At 59.9% G+C, this 24,757-nt stretch carries 21 protein-coding genes; 4 read left to right on the forward strand and 17 right to left on the reverse strand.

Annotated elements, in window-relative coordinates; all coding sequences use genetic code 11:
• Positions 1-318: 318 nt before the first annotated feature.
• The 3 genes from A6U87_RS25155 to A6U87_RS25165 all read right to left on the reverse strand — a co-directional run bounded on the left by A6U87_RS25155 (position 319) and on the right by A6U87_RS25165 (position 2,956).
• Positions 319-1,428, reverse strand: coding sequence for a sulfite oxidase (locus tag A6U87_RS25155; protein ID WP_065694044.1), 1,110 nt, complete (start codon positions 1,426-1,428; stop codon positions 319-321).
• A gap of 105 nt (positions 1,429-1,533) precedes the next feature.
• Positions 1,534-2,205 carry a DUF938 domain-containing protein gene (locus A6U87_RS25160; protein WP_065694045.1) on the reverse strand — a complete coding sequence of 224 codons (672 nt, stop codon included), beginning with the start codon at positions 2,203-2,205 and terminating at the stop codon, positions 1,534-1,536.
• A 160-nt stretch (positions 2,206-2,365) separates the two neighbouring features.
• Positions 2,366-2,956: a hypothetical protein gene (locus A6U87_RS25165; RefSeq protein ID WP_065694046.1), complete on the reverse strand. Its 591-nt coding sequence runs from the start codon at positions 2,954-2,956 to the stop codon at positions 2,366-2,368.
• A gap of 232 nt (positions 2,957-3,188) precedes the next feature.
• Between A6U87_RS25165 and A6U87_RS25170 the strand changes: the two genes are divergently transcribed.
• From A6U87_RS25170 to A6U87_RS25180, 3 genes are all read left to right on the forward strand, one after another.
• A complete protein-coding gene (locus tag A6U87_RS25170) occupies positions 3,189-3,830 on the forward strand; it encodes a hypothetical protein (RefSeq protein WP_065694047.1) in 642 nt (213 codons plus the stop codon).
• 224 nt (positions 3,831-4,054) lie between these two features.
• Entirely contained in the window at positions 4,055-4,255 is a 201-nt protein-coding gene (locus A6U87_RS25175; RefSeq protein ID WP_065694048.1) for a hypothetical protein, read from the forward strand.
• 295 nt (positions 4,256-4,550) lie between these two features.
• On the forward strand, positions 4,551-5,570 hold the full coding sequence (locus A6U87_RS25180) for a GlxA family transcriptional regulator (RefSeq protein WP_065694049.1): 1,020 nt from the start codon (positions 4,551-4,553) through the stop codon (positions 5,568-5,570).
• A gap of 20 nt (positions 5,571-5,590) precedes the next feature.
• On the opposite strand, the gene A6U87_RS25185 is transcribed toward A6U87_RS25180, so the two are convergent.
• The 8 genes from A6U87_RS25185 to A6U87_RS25220 all read right to left on the reverse strand — a co-directional run bounded on the left by A6U87_RS25185 (position 5,591) and on the right by A6U87_RS25220 (position 17,172).
• Positions 5,591-6,922: a diguanylate cyclase gene (locus A6U87_RS25185; protein WP_065694050.1), complete on the reverse strand. Its 1,332-nt coding sequence runs from the start codon at positions 6,920-6,922 to the stop codon at positions 5,591-5,593.
• A 240-nt stretch (positions 6,923-7,162) separates the two neighbouring features.
• Positions 7,163-7,993, reverse strand: a complete 831-nt coding sequence (locus tag A6U87_RS25190; RefSeq protein ID WP_065694107.1) for a response regulator — start codon at positions 7,991-7,993, stop codon at positions 7,163-7,165.
• A gap of 287 nt (positions 7,994-8,280) precedes the next feature.
• A complete protein-coding gene (locus A6U87_RS25195) occupies positions 8,281-10,815 on the reverse strand; it encodes a mechanosensitive ion channel family protein (RefSeq protein WP_065694051.1) in 2,535 nt (844 codons plus the stop codon).
• Positions 10,816-10,963: 148 nt separating this feature from the next.
• The gene (locus tag A6U87_RS25200; RefSeq protein WP_065694052.1) at positions 10,964-12,403 is read right to left on the reverse strand and encodes an MFS transporter; all 1,440 of its coding nucleotides are present in this window, start codon (positions 12,401-12,403) and stop codon (positions 10,964-10,966) included.
• Positions 12,404-12,623: 220 nt separating this feature from the next.
• A complete protein-coding gene (locus A6U87_RS25205) occupies positions 12,624-13,265 on the reverse strand; it encodes a CBS domain-containing protein (protein WP_244499567.1) in 642 nt (213 codons plus the stop codon).
• Positions 13,266-13,492: 227 nt separating this feature from the next.
• The gene (locus tag A6U87_RS25210; RefSeq protein WP_198928760.1) at positions 13,493-14,548 is read right to left on the reverse strand and encodes a hypothetical protein; all 1,056 of its coding nucleotides are present in this window, start codon (positions 14,546-14,548) and stop codon (positions 13,493-13,495) included.
• A 128-nt stretch (positions 14,549-14,676) separates the two neighbouring features.
• Entirely contained in the window at positions 14,677-15,831 is a 1,155-nt protein-coding gene (locus tag A6U87_RS25215) for an amidohydrolase (protein ID WP_065694055.1), read from the reverse strand.
• Positions 15,832-15,894: 63 nt separating this feature from the next.
• A complete protein-coding gene (locus A6U87_RS25220) occupies positions 15,895-17,172 on the reverse strand; it encodes an L-fuconate dehydratase (RefSeq protein WP_065694056.1) in 1,278 nt (425 codons plus the stop codon).
• Positions 17,173-17,385: 213 nt separating this feature from the next.
• On the opposite strand from A6U87_RS25220, the gene A6U87_RS25225 reads away from it, so the two are divergent.
• On the forward strand, positions 17,386-18,171 hold the full coding sequence (locus tag A6U87_RS25225) for an IclR family transcriptional regulator (RefSeq protein ID WP_065694057.1): 786 nt from the start codon (positions 17,386-17,388) through the stop codon (positions 18,169-18,171).
• 36 nt (positions 18,172-18,207) lie between these two features.
• On the opposite strand, the gene glpK is transcribed toward A6U87_RS25225, so the two are convergent.
• The 6 genes from glpK to A6U87_RS25255 form a co-directional block, all read right to left on the reverse strand.
• Positions 18,208-19,713, reverse strand: coding sequence for a glycerol kinase GlpK (glpK, locus tag A6U87_RS25230; RefSeq protein WP_065694058.1), 1,506 nt, complete (start codon positions 19,711-19,713; stop codon positions 18,208-18,210).
• A 147-nt stretch (positions 19,714-19,860) separates the two neighbouring features.
• A complete protein-coding gene (locus A6U87_RS25235) occupies positions 19,861-21,585 on the reverse strand; it encodes an ABC transporter substrate-binding protein (protein WP_065694059.1) in 1,725 nt (574 codons plus the stop codon).
• A 76-nt stretch (positions 21,586-21,661) separates the two neighbouring features.
• Positions 21,662-21,943, reverse strand: a complete 282-nt coding sequence (locus A6U87_RS25240; RefSeq protein ID WP_065694060.1) for a DUF2160 domain-containing protein — start codon at positions 21,941-21,943, stop codon at positions 21,662-21,664.
• 14 nt (positions 21,944-21,957) lie between these two features.
• Positions 21,958-22,785 (reverse strand): carbohydrate ABC transporter permease, encoded by an 828-nt coding sequence (locus A6U87_RS25245; protein WP_056537139.1) that lies wholly within the window; start codon positions 22,783-22,785, stop codon positions 21,958-21,960.
• A gap of 26 nt (positions 22,786-22,811) precedes the next feature.
• Positions 22,812-23,678 carry a carbohydrate ABC transporter permease gene (locus A6U87_RS25250; protein ID WP_065694061.1) on the reverse strand — a complete coding sequence of 289 codons (867 nt, stop codon included), beginning with the start codon at positions 23,676-23,678 and terminating at the stop codon, positions 22,812-22,814.
• A 3-nt stretch (positions 23,679-23,681) separates the two neighbouring features.
• Complete coding sequence (locus A6U87_RS25255) at positions 23,682-24,752, reverse strand: ABC transporter ATP-binding protein (RefSeq protein ID WP_065694062.1); 1,071 nt, start codon at positions 24,750-24,752, stop codon at positions 23,682-23,684.
• Between the last annotated feature and the right edge of the window lie 5 nt (positions 24,753-24,757).

The following is a 24,757-nucleotide window of genomic DNA, read 5'->3' on the forward strand; positions in this document are numbered from 1 at the left end:
AGCACGCCTGCCCTCGCACCTGATCGATGACCTAGATCTGCGATCGCTGGGTCCGCGCTCGGTATTGCTCTAAGAACTTTGCGACGCGTCGGCGGATAGCTCGGTTCCGCCGACCGGGCGGCAGGAAACACCGAGCCTCGTCGTCACAGTCGCTGAGGCGACCTAGAAATAGCGGGTATCACGCCTATCCACGATCCGGCAAAACAACATTCGCCTTAGGCCCAAGGCAAGGATGGCCGCTATCGGTCCGAGGCGTCATGGCGCAGTGACATCACCGGACGCAGTTGCGCCAAGCTGCCATTCCGCCCATGCCGGTGATTAGATTACGAATTCCTCCTCATAGGTCTGTGGCTCGGAAACGACGGCAACCTCAACCGGAACGATCCAATTGGCCGCGTAACTCTCGCTGTCGGAACGTGGGAGGTCGGGCTGCACGCGCCCCGCCCCATCGCTCGCGCGACATCGCAGTGCATATCGCCCCACTTCTTCAGGGGTCCAGATGTACTCCCAGAAGCGCCACGCAAAGGGACGCTCTGTTTCGAGGAGCCTTCCCTCGCGCCAGCCGCTGCTATCTCCCGTGCAGACCTGCACGTGCCGGATGGCAGCCTCTCCGCTCCAGGCGGCTCCGAAAATCCGATACGGTTGACCCATGATGAGACGCGCCCCCTGCACGGGACGCGCGATCTGCGCTTTGACCTCCATCTCCGTAAGTGGGACGAGCGTGGGCTCCCCAAGGCTGCGCTCCCAACGGAAATAGTCGCGCGCCTGCCAGTAGCCAAGGAACGGTTGTTCCACGACCGTGATATGCGTGATCCACTTGACCCAAGCCATGCCGAACCAGCCACCCACGACCGCGCGGAGCGGGTAACCGTGATCGCGCGCCAGCGGCTCCTCGTTCATCGAGTAGGCAAGGATGGTGCTGTCAGCGATGGCCTTCTCAAGTGGCAAACTGCGCGCAAAAGCGATGGGACCGGGAGAGGCCGTTTTCTTGCTTGTGTCTACGACGCCGCTGTCGGCGCCTACGAGCAGGACCTCACGTGCGGTTGGCTTAACGCCCGCCATTTCCAAGATCTCGCGCAGAAGAACACCTGTCCACCGGGCATTGCCGACGGCTCCGTTCTGCCACTGCAACCCTTCCTTCGGCGGCACATAGTTGACGCGCCCGTTGCCCGCGCACTCGACCACCGCGGTGAGAGTCGTGCTTGCCATTGCCCTGATGCTGTCGAGGTTAAGTTCGATCGGCCGCTCTACCGCCCCGTCAACGCGCAATCTCCAGTCTCGCGCATCAAGGTCCGGCGACGGGAAATGGTTTCGTACGAAGAACAGATCGGATGGAATCAGCCAGTCGGAGAGCGACGCAAACGGAAACTCGATGTTCGGTGGCGATTTCTGTCGGACTATCAGACTGGGTTGCTCTGGTGTCGGCATCAACTCGTCTCCATTCCGAGAGCACCACGTTGGCACTCGGTCGCGCGAATTCCGGTTCGATCGCACCGCCCCTCGAATGTCTTCAGGTCTCTGGGACGTTGTCCTTCAGGCACTACCTCTAGAGAAGACCAGCAACATATTGTTGGCAGGCATCTCGATTGTCTCGCGGAGATTGAGTCCAGCGGCCGCACCCACTTGTTGAAGATCAGCGATATCACGCACACCCCAGGATGCGTTGCGCTCCCTTAGAGCCGCGTCGAACGCGGCGTTCGATGGGGCGTTGTGTGCGCCGTCGCGCATGAATGGGCCGTAGAGCACAAGAAGCCCGCCAGCGCGCAGCAAACGGCCAGCTCCTGCGAACAATCCTAGGCTTGCCGCCCAAGGCGCTATATGGATCATATTGATCGACACGATAGCGTCAAAACGCCCCGTTTGTTCGACGCCCCATAGCCCTGAGCACACATCAATATTCTGCGGTGCCAGCACATTCTTCAGCCCTGCAAATTTGATCCAGCTGGACGTGCTGGCGCGAGCGTCGGCATCCGGATCGCTCGGCTGCCATGTGAGGTTGGGCATTGCTCCTGCAAAACACACGGCGTGCTCGCCAGTCCCCGAAGCAATCTCCAGCACGGCGCCATGTGTTGGAAGGACACGTTTTAGCGCCGCCAGGATCGGCGCTGAATTTCGGGAAACGGAAGGCGAGAACATGCGTTGGTCGACGCTTACGTCGCGCTGTTCCAGCGCAACAGGCAAACGGTCCTCCTTCTCTGGGAGCATTGGCCTTGGATCCCCGTTGGGCGATGTCTTCCACTTTATAGCCGAAATGATGGGACCGATAGCACGGATTTCGGACTTTCGAAGGGCGTCGGCGCGTGCATTCGGCGCGAGGCGCGATCGCGCCCATTCTCCGGGTGCTGTGCCTCACTGAAAGCCTCATCTACTCTCTGGCGCCAACGATCCGCATGGCAGTCGTCTTCCCAACCGAAAAGGCGGCCAACGTAGCGTGGATCGCACCATGAAAAACGGTTCGCCCATCGTCTACGACCAGCTCCATTTTACTCTCTGGGGGTACAGGGGCGGCGTCAACGGGCGTCAAATCCAATGGCGGTGGCGGAACGATGTCCCTGCTTGCCGCCGTAACCAGCCTGTCACGGGTTTCGCAGCCGGGAAGGCACGACTCGAAGCCTGTCGGCGGTTTCGGCCGATTCATTGGCGTTGGAATTCTATCTCGCAGTTTCTCCGGGTGAGCCGCGGCGATCTTCAGGGCCGCTGGAACCGGCAACGTGATGGCATTCACTGCGATATCTGACGCCTGGACCACTGGAGTGAATGGCAATTGGTTGATGATATCGTCCTTTTGCGGCCTGGAGTCGGTACCACTCGCGCTGTTGACAAGCTCCTGACCAGGGATGACGCGATGGGACTGAATCGGTTGACTTCCTGCGAGCCAGCTAACCAGCAGTCCGCCCGCAGCGACGATTGCATACATGGCCTTGCCCTGCACGAAGTTCGAAATTCCTGAAGTCATTTCGATCTCATCCTTGTGTCACAAAAACTATGCGAAGAAGAACGCCAGATCGTGGCGCAATTTTCGCGGCTTCAAGGCCGGAAAACGGCGGTTTGTAAGGAAATGTGCACACCGCAGGATTGCCTAGAAAAACATTACCCACAGGATGGGAGATCCGGGAGAATCCCCTCGCCCCGAGGCATCTGGTCGTAGCCCGTTGAAGCGCGACCGTTTGGATCCCATCTGACCGAGTATGCCCAAAACGAAGACGAAAACGAAAGACAGCGACGATCCCGAGCTAATCAAGGAGTGGCCGCTTCCGGTGGAGGCGACGCTGGGATCCGCTGTTCGGGTCAAAGGAATTTTACAAGAAGTCCGTTCCCGGCTGCCGCCCATTGTCAAAAAGTCCCTGGACATGCAGTCGGGCGCACTCATCCTCATCATGCCGGAGAATGCCAAGACGGTGTTCCGCGCGACCTCTTCCGCCGTCGCGAAAGCGCTGGAGGACATCGCGGACCTTCCCGTCATCCCTCGCGAGATCGAAGACATCCTCACGATTACCGCTTCAGAGAGGAAGCGTTGGCTAGAGGACGGCCGCCTGCCAAGTGCTGGAATACGAACAGTCAGATTGCAGGGAAGAGCGAGGAAGATCGCGTTCCATGTATTCGACCCCCGCGTTGTCGAGGAGCTGCTTGACCGCGGCGCCGTCGATGAGTGGCGGGAGCATGACGCCGCCGCGAAAGCAGAAAACCGGAGGCGCGCTGCGTACCAGGCAAAGCTGACGCGGACACTGAAGAAGAAAGAGACAACCAAACGAACGGAACTGGACCCTGACGAACCTATGACCGCGTTGAGCGGATGGGACGAATTCGATAGCGACGGCCTTCTACGCTGAAACGCCTTAGCCGTCGGATCGGCAGTCGGCCAATTGCCCTTGGTGGAAGGTTCTCGCCATCATCCCCCCGATAGCCTCAAGAACGAAACCCGCCCAAGACACGCAGCATCATTCAATATCATTGATGATAGCCATAAACTCTATTCGTTTGATTGATGGGCGGGCGAAGCTCATATTCGTATCGTGAATTGAGCCTCCCAGGCATCGAGGAAGAGGAAAAGGAAATGACCACGATCACCTACAGGGACACCGGGACTGTCTCCTCCAGCCACACCTACCAGCATCTGGCTGGCTACGCCCGCAAGCTTGTCCATGCATGGCATCAGTGGCAGGCCGCCCGCGAAATTGAATCCATGCCGTTCGACATCCGCAAGGACATCGGCTGGCCATCGGCCGACAGCGCGGATGAACGCAAGGCGATGTAATGGATCCGACATACCTCCCCGCATGAAGGCGGTGCCTGCTTCCCTGCAGCGCCGCCTTCTTCGTTTTCGGAGGATCGAAATTTAATCTTGAATTTCAGATACATGTATTTCCAGACAACCCCGTCACCGGCCATTCGCAGCCGCCGGCAATGAATTGACGGACGTCAAATCAGCGAATGTCGCAAATTTGCTCTAGCTAGCCGCATTTTTCCATGAGAATGTCGCTTTTGGGATATCTAAACCATGTATTCCAAGCAACGAATAGACACTTCGGCCTCCAGCACGGGATTGTCTCATGAATAAGATGTCGCATAAGAAACGGTCTATCGTCTTTTTCATGGTTCCGCAGTTTACGATGCTGCCGTTTTCGGCAGCGATCGATACCTTGCGCATTGCCAATCGCATGCTCGGCTACGCCGCCTACAGCTGGCGCCTGACCTCAGTCGATGGCGAGAAGGTCTATTCTTCCTGCGGCATCGGCGTCGAAGCGAACACGTCGCTGGCGGACGAGCGCCGCAACCTCGGCGGAGAGAGCCGCCCGAGCATGGTTCTGGTCTGTTCCGGCATCGACGTCGAAGAATTCAACAACAAGTCCGTGAATGCTTGGCTGCGCGAATCCTACAATCGCGGCGTGGCGGTCGGCAGCCTCTGTACCGGCGCGCATGTGCTTGCGCAGGCTGGGCTGCTCAACGGCAAGCGCTGCGCCATCCATTGGGAAAATCTGCCCGGCTTTTCCGAAGCGTTCCCGCAGGCCGAGGTCTATGCCGATCTCTACGAGGTCGACAGCAACCTCTATACCTGTGCCGGCGGCACCGCTTCCCTCGACATGATGCTCAATCTGATCGGCCAGGATTTCGGTGAAACCCTGGTCAACCGCGTCTGCGAGCAACATCTGACGGACCGGGTGCGCAGCCCGCACGATCGTCAGCGCCTGCCGCTTCGGGCGCGCCTCGGCGTTCAGAACAGCAAGGTTCTATCGATCATCGAGCTGATGGAAGGCAATCTCGCCGAGCCGCTGTCCTTGCTGGAAATTGCCGATGGCGCCGACCTGTCGCGCCGCCAGATCGAGCGTCTCTTCCGCCAGGAAATGGGCCGCTCCCCCGCTCGCTACTATCTCGAGATTCGCCTGGACCGCGCTCGTCACCTGCTCGTGCAATCGTCCATGCCGGTCGTCGAAGTCGCGGTTGCCTGCGGCTTCGTGTCGGCGTCGCATTTCTCGAAGTGTTATCGCGAGCTCTATCATCGCTCACCGCAGCAGGAGCGCGCAGAGCGCAAGATGACGATGGCCACCGCGCGGCAGGCAATCGCCGCCTGATCCAGAAAAGACGGCGGCGACTATTGCGCCGCCTCTCCCGTCAGCTTGGCATCGGAATAGACAAGATTGCGGCCCTTGTGCTTGGCCATGTAGAGAAACTGGTCGGCCGCGTTCAGATAGTTGTCGAAGGTCTCGTAGTCGGAAATCTCCGCAACGCCGATCGACACCGTTACGCACAACTCCTCGTCATCGGCCTTCACCTTCAGCCGGGAAATATCCGAGCGTATTTCATCGCATAGCTTCGTCGCCGCGATCGAATCCATCATCGGGAAAAGGATTGCAAACTCCTCGCCGCCGAGTCGCGAGAGCAGATTGTCGCTGCCGTCGAAAATCGCAGCCAACCGCTCTGCCACTTCCTTCAAGACCTGGTCGCCGATCTCATGGCCATAGGTGTCGTTGAGCCGCTTGAAATGGTCGATATCGAGTATCGCAACCGAGCTCACAGCCTTCTGCCGTAGACAGTCGGAGACGAGCCTCGGCCCCTGATCGTAGAAATACCGCCTGTTATAAAGGCCCGTGAGGTAATCGCAGGCCGCAGCCGCCCTGAGTTGCTTCAACTGCACCAGCGTGTCGACATTGTTGGCGACACGGCACTGCAGTTCCTCGGGAACGAACGGCCGATACAGGAAATCCGACGCCCCCGCCTTCAGGAAAGTCGCCGAAAGCATCCGGTCGTTCGACGACGAAACGCCAATGATCCGCAAGCGGTCGGAACCATATCGCCGGCGCAGCCGCCGCGTCAGGTCGTAGCCGCTCATATCAGGCATGTGATGATCGGTAATGACTACCTCTATGTCGTCGTAGGTCTGCATCGCGGCCAGCGCCTCCTCGCCGCTGGAGGCCTCGACCACCAGATACTGCTGCGCTTGGAGCAAGCCCACAAGGATCTGTCTTGCGGACCTGACGTCGTCCACGACCAGCACCCGGGTCTTGCGGTTGGTCATCGTACGGCGGACAGTCCCCACGAGGTTGTCGAGCGCAAACTCGCTGTCCTTGAGGACATAGTCGATGACGTTGCGCTCCATGATCCGGCTGCGCGTTGCAAGGTCGAACGTTGCAGTGAAGACAATCGTTGGAATGCCGTGCGCGATGACGCAATCCAGAACCTCGCCATAGGGTGAGTCCGGAAGGTTCAGATCGACGACCGCCATCGTATAGCGACCATCCTGCTGGGAGAGCGCTTCGCTCAGCGCGTTCAGTGACGCGCACACCTTGACGTTAAGCCCAAGCTCGACATGAAACCGATGGGAGAGCGCAATGGAAAACATGCGGGAATCTTCAACCAGGAGTATCGTCTGGCTGCCAAAGCGCGGCCCCGCCCCTCCTCGGTTGATCTCCATCTGAAAAGCCATCCGGCCCCGCCCTCTCGCGAGTCAGGCACCCGAATCGGGGCATCTCGCCGGTTTCCCAAAAGGATAACCGACAGATTCCCCGTCGGGAAGTCACAGCGCAATATCAACACTGTAAATTGTAAAAAGAGAGCTTCGATGGGCAGAATCTCGCGCGATGATCACACCGAGCGAAAGCAACTGGCGGCAAGCGACAAGATTATCCGAGTCGCTTGCCGTATCTCTAGTGCGGCGCGAGCCGGATCAGGCGACGGCGCGTTCCTTGCGCATGGTCTGGATCTGCAACAGCGTGTCGAGGTTCTGGTTCACGCGGCAGTAGAATTCCTCGTCGATGAAGGGCCGCAGCATGAAGTCGTTGCCGCCGGCCTTGAGGAAGCGTGCCGACAGCAGCCGGTTCGAAGAGGAGGATACGCCGATGATCCGCAACTCGTGCGAACCGATATTGGCGCGAATACGTCGCGTCAGCTCGAAGCCGTCGATATCGGGCATGTTGTAGTCCGTGACCATCAGGCCGATATCGCGATTGGCCTTGAGGATTTCGAGCGCCTTGGCGCCGCTCTCGGCCGTACTGACCCGGAAATTGTAGCGCTTCAGGCGGCTCGACAGGAGCGCGCGAGCGGTAGCGCTATCGTCAACGATGAGCACATGGTGGCGATGATTGGTGAGGAAGCGGCAGATCGATTCCGCCAGCAGATCGACCGCGAAGACGTTATCCTTGAGGATGTAGTCGACGATGTCCTTCGCCATCAACTTGTCGCGCATTCCCTCCTGGAACGTGCCGGTAAAGACGATCGTCGGAATGCTGAGATCGATCAGATATTCGAGCGCCTCGCCATTTTCGGCGCCGGGCAGGTTGATGTTCGAAACGGCGAGCGTGATCGGATCCGTCGACTTGTCGTAGGAAAGCTGAAGCTCTTCGAAGTTGCGGCAAATCTCCACATCGATGCCGAAGAGTTCCTTGAGCCTTATTCCGATCATCGACGTGAAGACGTTTGAATCTTCAGCGAGAATGATGCGTGCGTCAGCAAACATGCCCCCGGAATACTGCATCCCCGAAATACCCAAAAAAGCCATTTCAAAACCTTTTGCATGAAACATGAGCTGTTATCGGAATCGGTATCTCAAGCAGTTTGAATAAGTATTAATCGGCAGCTCCTCACAGATGAACAAAAGGGCGACCACGCGGACCGCCCTGACTTTCCTGCAAACATACTTAAAAGACTATGCGCGCAAGGCCGCATTGTCGGGATCGAAGAGCTCTCGCCAACGACCGTGGCATTGTAGGTCGTGCCGAGGATCTTGATCTTAAGCTTGGTGCCTTCCTTCGCACAGCAGCGTGCATGGTGAAGCAGCTGGAGCGGTTACCCCTTGAGAGCACCATCTGCCGACTTGCCGCGCAGGCGGCGCACCCTGCCGTCCTCCTCGACACCGTCGTCGCTGGAGGTTTCCTCCGGCTTTGCTTCCGGTTCCGGAGGCAGAGGTTCTGCCTTGAAGGTATCCTGGGGGCGATGAAAGACGATGTCGCTTTGCGGAAGCGGGATGTCGATCCCCTCTTCCCTGAAGCGCTTCAGAATGGCGATGCGCAGATCGTTGCGGATCTTCATTCCGTCGCCCATGTCCGCGAGCATGAAGCGCAATTCGAAGTCGAGCGAATAGGTGCCGAACCGCAGGAACTCCACATGCGGCTCCGGGTTGCGCAGCACCAACGGCACTGCATTGACCAGCTCCAGCAGAATATCCATCACCTTCTGAGGGTCCGCATGGTAGCTGACGGACACAGGAATCTCAGAACGAGCCATCCGGTTGCGATGGGTCCAGTTGCCGACCGAGGCGTTGATCAGCTCCGAGTTCGGCACGATGATCGACTGCTTGCGGAAGGTCTCGATTTCGGTGGCGCGAACGGAGATGCGCTTCACGATCCCTTCGGCCGTCCCTGACACAACGTGGTCGCCGACCTTGAAGGGACGTTCGACGAGCAGGATCAAGCCCGAAACGAAGTTCGACACGATGTTCTGCAGGCCGAAACCGATACCGACGGAGAGCGCGGAAGCCACGAGCGCGAAGCTCGACAGATCGATGCCGGCTGCGGAAACGCCGATCAGCGCCGCCACGCCGACACCGAGATAGCCGATGCCCGTCTTGACGGAATTGCGCACCCCGAGATCGACATGGCTACGCGCCATGACATTGCTGTCGAGCCAACGCTGGATCCAGCGAGTAAAGAGATAGCCGCCGGCGAAAAGCAGGATCCCCGTAAAGATCCCGACCAGTGAAATGCTGATGCCGCCGAGCCTGACCTCTGTGAACAGCCGGTAGGCGATGAGCTGCAGATCCTGCACGTGGAATCCCCACAAAAGCAGGATCAGCGGAATGCCGACCATAAGCGCAACGCCGTAAATGCAGAAACCGACGAGCAACGCCACCTGATCGATCGCGACCGGTCCGAGCTTGAACTTTTTCGCCAAAAAGCGCCCAAAGCCGGTTTCACCGAAGGTTTCCGTGCGCGAAATCGCCCGCCCGGAGAGCAGCCCGATATAGGTCGTGACGACAATGGCACCGGTAATGATGAGCTGCGAGGCGACAAATCGCGCCAGACCGACGTAGCCGGTCAGTGCCGCCACGATCAGCGCGGCACCCAGAACGCGCAGAATGATGGCCATTCCCCGCGGCCAATGACGGCCGGGCGCATCCGGATCACCGTTGCGCGCAAGCATGGGCCTGCCGAAAGACGCCGCGATCATGATCAACCCGATGATCAAGGCAGCGATCAGGCTCCTGACGACCGTCAGCACGAGCGGCGAGCCCATCGCCTCGCTGATGCTTCCGAGGAAGTAGTCGGCCGCGTGAACCACGGCCATCGCAAGCAGGCAGGCGCCGATCGAGGTCGCGCCGCGGTTGGACAGCTTCACCAGGCGCCAGTGCGGCTCACCCGGTGCAAACACCGCATTCGAGAAACGCCTAACGAAATAGACCAGCCCGATCGAACCGAACAGCGCTCCGACGACCGGCGCTATATCAGGTCTGAGAACGTTGAAACTATCGAGGAAGAAGTAGGACGTAACCAGCAACGCGGCCAGCGACAGCGTGCGGATCAACGTCGACCAGAACGCGATCGAAAGCCGGCTGATATAGGACGGCGGCGTGGCGCTTTCCTTACGCTGAAGGTAATTGCCAAAAAGACGATAACCGCCTGAAAGCAGGATGAGTGCGGTCGCCAGCGACATGAAGATCGCCGCGAAGAAGGCCAGCGCCTTGAACTTCAGGACGAAGGTCAGCCAACTAGTCAGCGCCTGGCCGAACTCCGTTACTTCCTCGACAAACGCGCTCGCCGCATCCTGAAGGACCGAAGCGGAAACATCTGTTCGGCGCAGCAGGGTTGCCGCGAAAAGCTCGCGACGGATCTCGGCGATCTCGTTGCCAAGCTTGCTTATCGCGGCCGAAATGTTCTCCGCGTCGCCGGTCACCGCGTTGATCTGCGCGCGTTCCGATGTCAGCGCATTTCTCTCATTCGTTACGATATCGGCTTCGGGCGGCTGCCCCTCCTTGGGTGGTTCGCCAAGCTCCGTCAGTCGAGCCTTTATCTGGTCGAGCCGAGGCTTCCCCGCAGCCGACACGCCGGCAACCGAACGGCCAAGCTGATCGGCCTTGCCAGCGAGCGCGACGAGCGCATCGTCGTCGCTGCCGTTCTCCTTCACCCCGTTCTGGAGAGAGGCGAGCTCGTTCTTCGCCTTATCGATGGCTTTGGCGGCATCCTCGATCGCCGTGTTCGCCAGCGGCGCCGGTGCCTCGGTCTGCTGCTGAACCACCGGTGCCGTCTGCGCATGCACGACAGCAGCGCCCACCGATGTCAGCGCCAGAAAGAGAACCGTCCGAAGAAGAACAAGTGTGAGCCGCAAAGCATCCCCGCCTGGGTTGTCGAGTTTAAATCAAACTCCAGCTTTTTATCGGAAAGAAAGGCGACAGGAAGGCGAAAGACGAGAAGCCAGACCGCGCCCGGTCATTATTCAGTCCCGACAAGGCATTGCAAGCCGCAAATAAGCGGCCCTACCTGGCGATGCGATGTCCTGAAACCTCGGCGCCCGCCTCCGGCGGCAGTCGCAGGAACCGCATCGATGACACCACGCCGATCGCGCCGATCACCAGGAACGCCCAACGAAAATCGAGAAGATCAGGATTTTCATGTCCCCGCAGCGCGACAGAAACGTTCAGCACGGCTGCAGCGATCGCAACGCCGAGCAGCATGGACACCTGCTGCAGCATGCTGGATAGCGTCGAGGCTGAGCTCCGTTGTGCCGGGTTGATGTCGGCAAACGCGAGCGTGTTGAGCGCCGTGAACTCCATCGAGCGCGACAGACCTGCGACGAACAGCAAGACGTAAATGATGGCGCGCGGTGTATCCGGCGCGACGAAACCGCAGGCGGCAATGGACAAAGCCGCAATCAGGCCGTTGAAGCAGAGCACGGTTCTGAAACCCAACCTCGCCAGGAGCGGCGTGGTCACCGCCTTCATGCCGAGATTGCCGAGAAAATAGACCAGCAGATAGGCGCCGGCTTCAATGGAGCTCAGACCGAAGCCGAGCTGAAACAGCAGCGGCAGCAGAAACGGCGTGGCATTGATTGCCACCCGGCTCGCCGTTCCCGCAGAAAGCGTCGCGATGGCATATGTCTGGATCGTGAAGGCAGAGAGATCGAGCAGCGGGTTGGGGACCGTCAAAAAGTGGCGCGTCGCCATGAACGAGAGCACCGCGCCCATCGCCAGCATTGTCAGCACCGGCAGCAATCCGCCATGCCACTTCACGGAGAGTTCCAGGGCGGCCAGCAGCAGCGTCAGCCCCAGCGCACTCAGGAAGAACCCCGGCAGATCGAGCCTGCCAACCTCTTCCTCGCGCCCCTTCGGCACGAAGCGCCAGACGAGCGCCATCCCAAATGCGCCGATCGGAAGGTTGATCAGGAAATTCCAGTGCCAACTTGCATAGGTCGTGATGAAACTGCCGACCAGAGGTCCGATCACCGGCGCCGTCAGTGCCGGCCAGGTGATCAGCGCGATCGCCTGCACCAACTCCGATTTGCGGGCATTCTTCAAGACGATGATACGGCCGACAGGCGTCATCAGCGCGCTACCAGCGCCCTGGATGGCACGGGCGACGATAAATTGTGTCAGATTTTCCGAAAGACCGCAGAAAAGCGAGGCGATCGTGAAGACGGCGATGGATGCCATGAAAACGCGTCTTGCGCCGTAACGGTCACCCAGCCAGCCGGCCAGCGGAATGAACGCCGCCATCGTCAGCATGTAGACGGTAATGCCGATGCTCATGGATACCGGCAGCACACCGAAGCTGGCTGCCATCTGCGGCAGCGATGTCGTGACGATCGTTCCGTCGAGGATCTGCATGAAGAAGGATACGGCAACGACCAGTGCCACAATCTTCGCCCGACGAGCGCTTTGCGCATCGTCAATCGTCTCGCTCGTCTCTGCTGTCGTCATCAAATTGCCAGTGTGAAATGCAAAGCATTCGAGCGACGTAGACAGGAAAGGTCGCGCCCGATCGCGCCCGAATAGCGCCGCTTCTAAATAGAACTACCTGCCCTCGCCGGAAAGCAGAAATGCATCCCGCTCGCGAATTTTTGAGCGCAAGCATGGATTGTTCCGAGCAAAAGGCGCCCATGGTCAAACCACGGACGCCCAAAGATAAACCTGACGAAAGTTAAGCGGCGACATTCAGCTTGTCGATGAAGCCACTGACGCCCCGCACATTTTCAACGAGAACCCGGATGGCACGGCGTTCGAGCTCGCTCGCCACCTTTCCTTCCACGGCAACTCGGGAATCCTGAACGGAAACCGTGATCTCGCTGACATCAAGGCCAAGATCGGAGTGCAATCGCGCCCGAATTGCACGGGCAAGCGCCTCGTCCCCTTTGGCGACGCTGCTGGTCGGCGCTCCGACGATGCCCTTCAGCAGATCAACCCGGCTGACGACCCCCACCAGACGTTTGCCGGAGACGACGGGAACGCGCTTGATCTTGTGCTCGAACATGAGTTCGGCAACGGCGGCGGCGGGTGCGTCCGGCGCTACGCTCACCACATTTGCCGACATCAGGTCGGACACGCGCCAGCTGTGGCTTCGAATGTACTCGTCGAAGTCCACAAGCGACTTTTCTTCGGACTTGCCGTTGGCTCTGCCGCTTCCAAGCTCGATGCGGCGCAGCAGATCGCCTTCGGTCAGGACGCCGCAGAGAATGCCGTCGTTATCAACGACCGGAAGACCGCTGATATCCTTTGCAACCATCAGGTCGATCGCCTGATGCACGCTGCTGTCAGAGCTGATCGTGGTAACGTTCGTATTCATAATGTCTTGAGCAAACATGATAATCCCATCGCATTTTGATAAAGAGCGTATGATGCGGGCATGTAGGCGATAGCGGTGCAGCCAGCCGGTCCGCTGCCATGAGTATCGTCCAATTTCCGCCGGGTGTCGATAAAACTCGCCCTTTAAATCCGGCCTCCGGGATTGCCCGCAAGGAAAGGCGCGCAGCGTTGTTGCACGCCAGATCGGCTGTCCAGAGACCCGATCGGCTATTGCAATGCCGTGAGCTTCGCCCTGCAGGTCGCCGGATCTTCCGATGGGCCGGCACCTGCCTGGGGAACGCCGGTCTGCGGTATCCTGGTCACGACATCCCAGACGGCCTCCTGAAAGAGGCGGGCCGCCTCCGCATTTGGCGCGGCGGCAGGTGTGCCATCGCCGCGCCGAAGCTGATAGGGAAGTCCCTCGGGGCTGCATTCATAAAGCACCGCATAATGCGTCAGGGCAACCAGATAGGTGCCGACATCATTGAGGTGGATCATGTCCTGCTTGCCCAGCCGATCGACCGCGAAGAGGTCTTCCCGCCTTGCAAGACCGGGGACCTTGCCCGCTTCGATCTCACGCACGACCTTCGCCATGACGCGGCCGGCCGGTATCACGTAGATCTGAGGCTTCTGCCCTGCCGGCCACAGCGCCCTGCGAAGGATTTCTCCCTCCCAGTATTGGCCGGGATCAAGGTCCAGGCGCTCCAGCCACCCCTCCGGGTCGTCAAGCGAACGCCAGGTTTCATAGAGATAGACGCGAATATCGCTTCTTCCCTGTCTCGCCAGGGCGGCCCAGCGCTCGACATAGTCGCGGCTCTCGTAGTAGCGGATCGATGCTTCGATACCCGCCATTTCGGTCATGACAAAAGCATCGTACTCGCCGCTCTTCAGCGCATCGCGAACATCGCGGTAGCGCGGATGTCGGTTCTCCGTATCGAAGCCGTTGATACCCTCCTTTGGGCCCCATTGCGCCTGAAGGGTCGTGCCCCAGCCGAGCTGGCTTTCATAACGGTGCCCCTTGGGGGCCAGCTGCGCGAGCATGGCCGGCATGTCCCGGCCAACGAGGCTATGTCCCAGATGGAAGACATGCATCGGCCTCACAGGATTGGGCAAGGGATCGGCATAAAGAGCGTCGAATTCCTCGACGCTCATCATCGGCGGCGTCGTGCTGCTGGAGCCGGCCACGATAAGGCCGAGAAGCACCAGCAACGAGCCCTTCATCCAGCGACGACCGTGGATGCGGTGCAAGAATGATAAAAGATCAGATCGCGACGGTACTACCATCGGTCTCGCCTTCTGATAGGCGGAAGCCGTTCCAGGCTACCCAAGTCCGCATCAGTTTCCTACCTGACATCAAATACACAACCGATTCTTTAGGCGTATTGCGGCCGCGACGCGGCCGACAAACGCGATCAACCCAGAATATTCCTGACAACGCGCATGAAGATGCGGCCCCCAACCTCGATCAGTTCATCGGGAAAATCATAGTCCGGATTATGCAATTGCGGATGACGCTCGCCTGCGCCGAGAAAAAACATCGCTGAAGGCGCAACCGTCCGAAACAGCCCGAAATCCTCCGACGCCTTCATCGGCAATATGCCGGCGGCACTGTCGTGGCTTACCCCCTCGTCATCCAGAGCGCGTCGCAGCTCCGCGACGGCTTCGGGCGAATTGTGGCACTGCCTGAAAACATCCTCGTAGCTGATCGATACTTGCAGACGTTCGGCTTGCGCTTCTGCCCGCACCAATTCTTCCGCGCGCCTGGCCAGCTCCTCCATCTTTTCGTCGGTCAAGGTGCGTAACGTCGCCCAGATTTCCGCTCTGCCGGGGCTGATGCCGAACGCAGGCTCCCCAAGCCGGGCGTGCGTTACCGTAACGAGCGCATAGTCGGCGTCGAGCCCGCCGTTGCTCGCAAGGGCCGTCAGGCTGGCGACCAGCCGGGCCATGGCAAACGTCGGCGCGATGCCATCTTCGGGATAGGAGGCGTGGGACGTCTTGCCGTCCAGCACGATCTTCATGCCGCGCGAAGCGCAATTGACCGGCCCTTCCCTCAGCAGCACATGTCCGCGTCGCGCGCCCGGGAAGTTGTGAAGCGATACGGATAGATCCGGCTTCACCTCGGCGAATTTCGGATCGGCAAGAACCGCGGCTGCACCCGCGCCGTTTTCCTCGGCCGGCTGGAACAACAGCACGACCCGCCCCTTCGCCGGACGCTGCGCGCCGAGCCCGGTGGCGACAGCCAGGAGGATAGCCATGTGGCCATCATGTCCGCAGAGATGCCCCTTCCCAGAAACAGACGAACGATAAGGCAGATCGGAAATTTCCTCGATGGGAAGCCCGTCGAGTTCGGCACGGATCAGAACAGTCGGCCCGTCGGCGGCACCGGCGAACACCGCCGCCAGACCATGGCCACCAAGCCCCGAGACGATGCGGTCCGGATGCGTCGCAGCAAGCGCCGCCTCAACCTTCCGGGCGGTTTCCGCCTCCTCTCCCGAGATTTCAGGCGATTTGTGAAGATTATGCCGAAAATATTTGATTTCGCTAATCTTGTCGTCGCTTAAAAACATGAATGACCTCCCATTCGCAATACCGGGGAGCATAGCGCGCAAGAAAATCGCCGTCGACCATCACTATTTCTGGAAAGTGTACTGCGCGATCGATGCCGGCTTCATCTCGATGGAAAAGCCCGGACGCTGAGGCGGCATATAGGCGGCATTCTTGATGACGCAGGGATCGAGGAAGTGCTCATGCAGATGATCGACATATTCGATCACACGGCCATCCTTGGTACCGGATACGGCCACGTAGTCGATCATCGACAGATGCTGGACGTATTCGCAGAGCCCGACGCCTCCGGCATGCGGCCACACCGGCAAATCGAACTTCGCGGCAATCAGCAGGACAGCCAGCACCTCGTTCAACCCGCCCATTCGGCAGGAATCGATCTGGACGATATCGATCGCGCCTTCCGCGATGAACTGCTTGAACATGATGCGGTTCTGGCACATCTCGCCGGTGGCAACCTTCACAGGCCCGATCGACTGCCGAATCTTGCGATGCCCGGCCACATCGTCCGGGCTTGTGGGCTCTTCGATGAAGAAAGGCTTGGCGAAGGCGAGCTGGCGAACCCACTCGATCGCCTGCCCCACCTCCCAAACCTGGTTGGCATCAATCATCAGATAACGGTCCGGTCCGATCACATCGCGGGCAATCCTGAGCCGGCGGATATCGTCGTCGAGATCGCGACCGACCTTCATCTTGATGTGGTTGAACCCTGCATCGATCGCTTCCCGGCATAGCCGTGTGAGCTTTTCATCATCGTAGCCCAGCCAACCGGCGGATGTCGTGTAGCAGGCGTAGCCTTCCCGCTCGAGCGTCGCGATGCGCGCCGCCTTGCCGGGCTCCGCCCGGCCCAGGATTTCCACGGCCTCGTCGCGGTTCAACACGTCCGTCAGATACCGGTAGTCGACGATGTCGGCGATCTCTTCCGGCGTCATTTCCGCAACCAGCCGCCAGACCGGCTTTCCGGCCAGCTTGGCGAGCAGATCCCAGGTCGCGTTGACGACGGCGCCGGTCGCCAGATGCATTGCGCCTTTCTCCGGACCGATCCACCGAAGCTGGCTGTCACTGGTAAGGTGCCGCCAGAACTTGCCGGGATGCGCGAGGATATCCGAGAGATCGGCGCCGACGATCAAATGGCGCATTGCTTCAATCGCCATGCAGCAGATGTCATTGCCGCGACCGATGGTAAAAGTCAGCCCGTGCCCCTCAAGGCCCGCCTGATCCGTCTCCAGAATGACGTAAGCTGCCGAGTAATCGGGATCCGGGTTCATCGCATCGGAGCCATCAAGGCTCTGCGACGTCGGAAAGCGAAGATCGAAGACGCGAAGATCGGTGATGCGGGTCATGACACTCTCGATAAAGGTTGCGCCGGCCTCCCGGCAGACGGTACGCGGCGAAGGCCGATTGCACCTTCAGCGCTCAAGGTCGAGCGGCAGCCACTCACCAGTGATTTATCTTTTTATATACAGGCGCCACTTGAGGTAAACGGTCAAGTGGAAGTTTCTTCTTTCGCCGCGCCATCATTCGTATATGTAAGGAGATATTTACAGGAGAGCTTGATGGAAGCCGACGACACCGATCGCTACCGCGCTCCCGCGCTTGATAAGGGGCTCGATATCCTGGAGCTCCTGGCGAGCGTCGAGGAAGGTCTGACCCAGGCAGACATCGCCAAGCGCCTCGACCGAAGCCCCAACGAATTCTACCGCATGCTCGATCGCCTCGTGCGCCGTGGCTACGTCACCAAGCTGGAAGGCGATCGCTTCACGCTCACACTGAAGCTCTTCGGGCTCTCCCAGTTGCATGCACCGACCAGGCGACTCGCTTCGTTTGCGACCCCACTCATGCGCGAACTGGCGCAAAACACCAAACAGGCAAACCACCTCGCCGTTTTCGACAGAGGATCAGTTGTCGTCATCGCACAGCACGAGGCGCCGGACTACTGGGGAATATCGATCCGCGTCGGCTCGCATATCAGCCTGCTCGATACGGGATCGGGCCACGTCCTGCTGGCATTTCGAAGCGAAGAAGAGCGCGAGATGATGATTGCCGAGCACGCCCGCAATCGCAAGGACGTTGATCTCGGTGCGGACTTCTCAGAACGGCTCGACCAGATTCGCGAGCGCGGCTACGAAATGATGGCAAGCGCCCAGACGGCCGGTGTCTATAACCTGTCGGCGCCAATCCTCGGGCCGGACGGGCGGGGCATAGCCGCCCTCACCTGTCCCTACATCGCGCTTGTTAACGCCCCGTCCGCCCCCGACATCAGCCAGACCATCATCATGCTACAGAAAACAGCAAGCCAGCTGTCGCTGCTGGCCGGTTCGGACGTCAGAACGCCGGCCTGAACGGCTCAGAATGCGTACCCAGCCGCGTCGGAGGCGTCAGCCCCGATGTTGAGGCCCTGAGAGCGTGCGCGAGATCGCATCGCGCCAGCCGGCGATCTTTCTCTGCCGCTCGCCCTCCTCCATCGTCGGTCGAAACCGCGCGCTGGAAGCCCAGGCTTTCGAAAACTGCTCCTGATCGGGCCAGACGCCCGCCTGCGACCCGGCAAGCCATGCCGCGCCCAACGCCGTGGTCTCCAGTTCTGCGGAACGGTCCACGGGATTGGCCACGATGTCGGCAAGGCGCTGCATGGTCCAATCCGACCGCGCCATGCCGCCGTCCACCCGCAACACCGTTTCGATATGGTGGTCGCCCCAGTCCCTGCGCATCGCGACCAACAGATCGAATGTCTGATAAGCGACGGATTCCAGCACGGCATGGGCGAGTTCGGACGGGCCGCTATTGCGCGTGAGACCGAAGATGGCACCTCTGGCCTCCGGATCCCAGTAGGGTGCACCCAGACCGGTAAAGGCGGGCACGACGTAGACCTGCTGGGTGGGATCTGCCTGAAGCGCCAGCGTGCCGCTCTGTGAGGCATCGGAAATGATACCGAGGCCATCTCTGAGCCACTGCACGGCAGCGCCAGCAATGAAGATCGACCCTTCCAATGCGTAGGTGATCCGTCCCTTCAGGCGATAGGCAATTGTGGTCAGCATCCGGTTGGACGAGGTTACGCGATCCTGACCCGTGTTCAGCAGCGCAAAGCAACCGGTGCCATAGGTGGATTTCATCATGCCGCGGTCGAAGCATGCGTTGCCGATCGTCGCTGCCTGCTGGTCGCCAGCCACCCCGAGAATTGAAATGGAGGCGCCGAACAGTGCCGCATCGGTTACACCGAACACATCGGCACAATCCTTGACCTCAGGCAGCACCCCCACCGGAATACGCAAGACGCCGAGAAGCTCTTCGTCCCAGCGCCCTTCGCTTATGTTGTAGAGCAAGGTCCTCGATGCATTGGTCGCATCGGTCACATGCGCTCGACCGCCTGTAAGGTTGAAGATCAACCAGCTGTCGATGGTGCCGAAGCACACCTGACCTGCCTCCGCGCGTTCGCGCAGGCCTTGCACGTTGTCGAGAAGCCAGCGCAGTTTGGTTCCCGAGAAATAAGGGTCGAGCAGCAGCCCCGTCTTCGCGCCAAACAGCCTTTCATAGCCATCGACCTTCAGGCTGTCGCAGATTTCAGCGGTACGCCTGTCTTGCCATACGATCGCGTTATGGAGCGGCTTGCCCGTCTTGCGATCCCAGACAACCGTTGTCTCGCGCTGGTTTGTAATGCCGATCGCAGCGATGTCGCCTGCCGCAATGCCGGAGTTCGCAATCGCCTGCCGCGCGGTGCTGACCACCGTCTCCCATATCTCAAGCGGATCGTGCTCGACCCAGCCGGGCTGCGGATAATGCTGTCCGATCTCCTCTTGAGCCGACGCGATCAGGCGCATGTTGGCGTCGAAAATGATCGCGCGCGATGATGTCGTGCCTTGATCGATCGCGAGAATATAGCCGCTCATTACCGTCCTCGAGTGCAAAGGTATGCCCTGCCCGCCGCTCTCGCGCCGGGCCATGCGATGTATTTTCGGAAATTTTGGTGCCGAAAGCGGAAGATGAACCCGTAACAGCGGATTGGCCGGGGCTGGTGCCCCGGCCAAGGCAGCCCGTTAGTTGGACTGCCAACTCTTGACCAGTTCGTCGTAGTTGACGGTGACCGGCTTTTCCTTTTCGTTCTCGATCTTCAGCTGGGGAGCGAGGTTGCCCTTGGCGACCGCGTCCTTGTTCCAGTATTCGAGATCATGCTCCTCGGCGAGCTTTGGACCAATATCGCCCTGCACCTTGGCGCGCTCCAGGCGCTGCAGGACCTTTTCCTGCTCGGCGCAAAGCGAATCCATGGCTTCCTGGGCGGTCTTGGCGCCGGAGGACGCATCGCCGACGGCCTGCCACCAGAGCTGTGCCAGCTTCGGATAGTCAGGAACGTTGGTGCCGGTCGGCGACCACTGGACGCGGGCCGGCGAGCGATAGAACTCGATCAGACCGCCAAGCTTCGGAGCGCGCTCCGTGAAGCTCTTGTCGCGAATGGTGGATTCACGAATGAAGGTGAGACCGACATGGCTCTTCTTCACGTCGACCGTCTTCGAGGTCACGAACTGCGCATAGAGCCATGCGGCCTTGGCGCGATCGTCAGGCGTCGACTTCATCAGCGTCCAGGAACCGACGTCCTGATAGCCGAGCTTCATGCCGTCCTTCCAGTAGACGCCGTGCGGGCTGGGCGCCATGCGCCACTTCGGCGTGCCGTCCTCGTTGACCACTGGCAGGCCGGGCTTTACGGCATCAGCTGTAAAGGCGGTGTACCAGAAGATCTGCTGAGCCACTTCGCCCTGCGCCGGCACGGGGCCGGATTCGGAGAAGTTCATGCCCTGCGCTGCCGGCGGTGCATAGGCCTTCAACCAATCCAGATACTTCTGGATCGAGTAGACGGAAGCCGGACCGTTGGTATCGCCGCCACGGGCAACGCACGAACCGACGGGACGCGAGTTCTCGTCGACCTTGATACCCCATTCGTCGACAGGCAGACCGTTCGGAAGGCCCTTATCGCCGTTGCCGGCCATCGACAGCCAGGCATCGGTGAAGCGCCATCCGAGCGAAGGGTCCTTCTTGCCGTAGTCCATATGGCCGAAGACCTTCTTGCCGTTGACTTCACGGCCGGTGAAGAACTCGGCGATGTCCTCATAGGCAGACCAGTTGACCGGAACGCCGAGATCGTAGCCGTACTTCGCCTTGAAGTCCGCCTTGTTCTTCTCGTCGTTGAACCAGTCGTACCGGAACCAGTAGAGGTTCGCGAACTGCTGGTCGGGAAGCTGGTACAGCTTCTTGTCCGGCGCGGTCGTGAACTTGGTGCCGATGAAGTCGTTGATGTCGAGTCCCGGGTTGGTGACATCCTTGCCTTCGTTCGCCATCCAGTCGGTCAGCGAGCGGGCCTGCTGGTAGCGCCAATGGGTGCCGATCAGGTCCGAGTCGTTGACATAGGCGTCATAGATGTTCTCGCCCGACTGCATCTGTGTTTGCAGTTTTTCGACGACGTCACCTTCGCCGATCAGGTCGTGCGTGATCTTGATGCCGGTGATTGCCGTGAACGCCGGCGCCAGCACCTTCGATTCATATTCGTGAGTCGTCAGCGTCTCGGAAACGACCTTGATATCCATGCCGGCGAAAGGCTTCGCCGCATCGATGAACCACTGCATTTCCTTTTCCTGGTCCCCACGGGAAAGCGTCGAGAGATCGCCGACTTCCTTGTCCAGAAATGTTTTTGCCTCGTCCATGCCGGCATAGGCGGAACCCGCCATGGCCAGCAGGATGCCTGCTGTCGTCGCTAGTAGATGCCGTCGCATAATATCCTCCCAGGGTTTGCGATTGCAGTTTTCACGTCAGGCGGCCAGTACCCCCGGCCATCTGTATTTTCCTGTCCTAGACGTAGCGGAACACGCCGATGGCGTAGACTACGGCAAGGCCAAGAGCCCACCACAGGTTGGGACCAACAAGGCCCAACCATGCGAGATGAATGAACGCTGCCCCCAGCAGCGATATGAAGAGCCGATCTCCCCGCGTGGTCTCGAACCTCAAGACCCCCACACGCGGGGAGCCGCCCGGCGCCAGATATTCCCAGATGCTCATGCCGATCAGGAGCAGGAGAATCGTCAGGAAAAACAATGCGGTCGGCAGCGTCCACGCCATCCAGGAAAAGTTCATGTCTGGTCTCCCCTTTAGACGCGGCCGAGCGCGAAGCCCTTGGCGATATAGTTGCGGACGAAATAGATGACGAGCGCGCCGGGAATGATGGTAAGCACGCCGGCAGCCGCCAGCACGCCCCAGTCCATCCCCGAGGCCGAAACCGTGCGCGTCATGATCGCCGAGATCGGCTTGGCCGCGGTGGTCGTCAGCGTGCGGGCAAGCAGCAGCTCCACCCACGAGAACATGAAGCAGAAGAAGGCCGCCACCCCGATCCCCGATGCCACAAGCGGCATGAAGATGCGGACGAAGAAACGCGGGAAAGAGTAGCCGTCGATATAGGCCGTCTCGTCGATCTCCTTCGGCACGCCGGACATGAAGCCTTCGAGGATCCAGACCGCCAGGGGCACGTTGAACAGGCAGTGCGCCAGCGCGACCGCGATATGGGTGTCGATCAGGCCGAAGGCCGAGTAGAGCTGGAAGAACGGCAGCGCAAAGACGGCCGGCGGCGCCATGCGGTTGGTGAGCAGCCAGAAGAACAGATGTTTGTCGCCCAGGAACCGGTAGCGCGAGAAGGCGTACGCCGCAGGCAGCGCTGCCAGCACCGAGATCACCGTGTTCATGACAACATAGGTGATCGAGTTGATGTAGCCGTTGTACCACGACGGATCGGTGAAGATGATCGTGTAGTTCCTGAGCGTCGGATTGAGCGGCCAGAGCGAGAAGGTGCCGGTGATCTCGGCATTCTCCTTGAAGCTCATGTTGACCAGCCAGTAGATCGGCAGCAGCAGGAAGATGATGTAAACAGTCGAAACGACCCAGGAGAAGTTACCCGCAGGCTTGTATTTCATTGTCTGTGTCATGGATTGAGCCATTGTCCTCTCCTTTCTCACGCGTTCTCGTCACCGATGGTCATCACGGTGTAGAAGATCCATGACAGCAGCAGGATGATCAGGAAGTAGATGATCGACATCGCAGCTGCCGGACCGAGGTCGAACTGCCCGACGGCCATCTTCACCAGATCGATCGACAGGAAGGTCGTCGAATTGCCGGGTCCGCCACCAGTGACGACGAAGGGTTCGGTATAGATCATGAAACTGTCCATGAAACGCAACAGCACGGCGATCAGAAGCACGCGCTTCATCTTCGGCAGCTGGATATAGCGGAACACCGACCAGCGCGACGCCCCGTCGATCTTCGCCGCCTGATAATAGGCGTCAGGGATCGATACGAGGCCGGCGTAGCACAACAGCACCACAAGGCTCGTCCAGTGCCAGACGTCCATGACGATGACGGTGATCCAGGCATCGAGCGGATCGCGGACATAGTTGTAGTCCAGCCCGATTGCCTCCAGCGTATGGCCGAGCAAACCGATATCAACGCGACCAAACACCTGCCAGATCGTGCCAACGACGTTCCACGGAATGAGCAGCGGCAGCGCCATCAGCACCAGGCAGACGGGCACGCCCAGCCCCTTCTTAGGCATATTCAGGGCGATAAAGATGCCAAGCGGGATCTCCAGGGCCAAGATGATCAGCGAGAAGGCAAGGTTCCGCTGCAGCGCCGCCCAGAAGCGGTCGGAATGCAGCGTCTGTACGAACCAGTCCGTGCCCGCCCAGAAGAACTCGTTATTCCCGAACGTATCCTGCACCGAATAGTTGACGACGGTCATCAGCGGTATCACCGCCGAGAAGGCGACGAGCACCAGCACGGGCAGCACGAGAAACCAGGCCTTGTTGTTCCAGGTCTTGTTCATCGCTCAGCCCTCCCTGCCGACGCGCCAGGAATTGGCATAGATGTTGATGGCTGCGGGGTCGAACGTCACACGCGCCTCTGCCGGGATCTCGGAATCCTCGGTCACGACGATCGCGATCGGCTGCCCCTCGAACGTCGCACGAACGATCTTTTGCCGGCCGATATCCTCGACGCGGTTGATTGTAACGGGCATGCCCTCACGCCCGAGGCGAATGAATTCAGGCCGGATGCCAAGCTCAGTCTTGGCGCCCGCCGCGGTCTTCGGCGCATAGTCGAGCGACAAGGTCTCGCCGCCGACGGTCGCGCGATTGCCATCGATCTGCGCAGGCAGAACGTTCATGCCAGGCGAGCCGATGAAATAGCCGACAAACGTATGGCTCGGCCGCTCGAAAAGTTCGGATGGCGTGCCAATCTGCACGATCTCACCCTCGTACATCACCACCACCTTGTCGGCGAAGGTCAGCGCTTCCGTCTGGTCGTGCGTGACATAAACCATGGTGAAACCAAACTGCTTGTGCAGCCGCTTCAACTGCGAGCGCAGCACCCATTTCATATGCGGATCGATGACCGTCAGCGGCTCGTCGAACAGGATGGCGTTAACGTCGCTGCGCACCAGCCCCCGGCCGAGCGAGATCTTCTGCTTCTGGTCGGCGGTGAGCCCCTGCGCCTTTCGCCGCGCCATCGGCGACAGATCGATCATCTCGAGAATTTCGCGAACGCGACGATCCACCTCGGGCTCGGATACGCCGCGGTTGCGCAGCGGGAAGGCCAGATTGTCGTAGACGGTCATCGTGTCGTAGATGACAGGGAACTGGAACACCTGCGCGATGTTGCGCGCCTGTGTCGCTAGGTTGGTGACGTCCTTGCCGTCGAACAAGATGCGGCCATGCGATGGTTGCAGCAGGCCGGAGATGATGTTGAGCAGCGTCGTCTTCCCGCAACCGGAGGGCCCAAGCAGCGCATAGGCGCCGCCGTCGTTCCACTCGTGGTCGACTTCGCGCAGCGCGTAGTCCTTGTCGGACGTCGGGTTCGGCCCGTAGGCGTGGCGGATGTGGTCGAGCGTGATGCGTGCCATGTCCT

The organism is Rhizobium sp. AC44/96 (genome assembly GCF_001692185.1).
Taxonomy (GTDB): domain Bacteria; phylum Pseudomonadota; class Alphaproteobacteria; order Rhizobiales; family Rhizobiaceae; genus Rhizobium.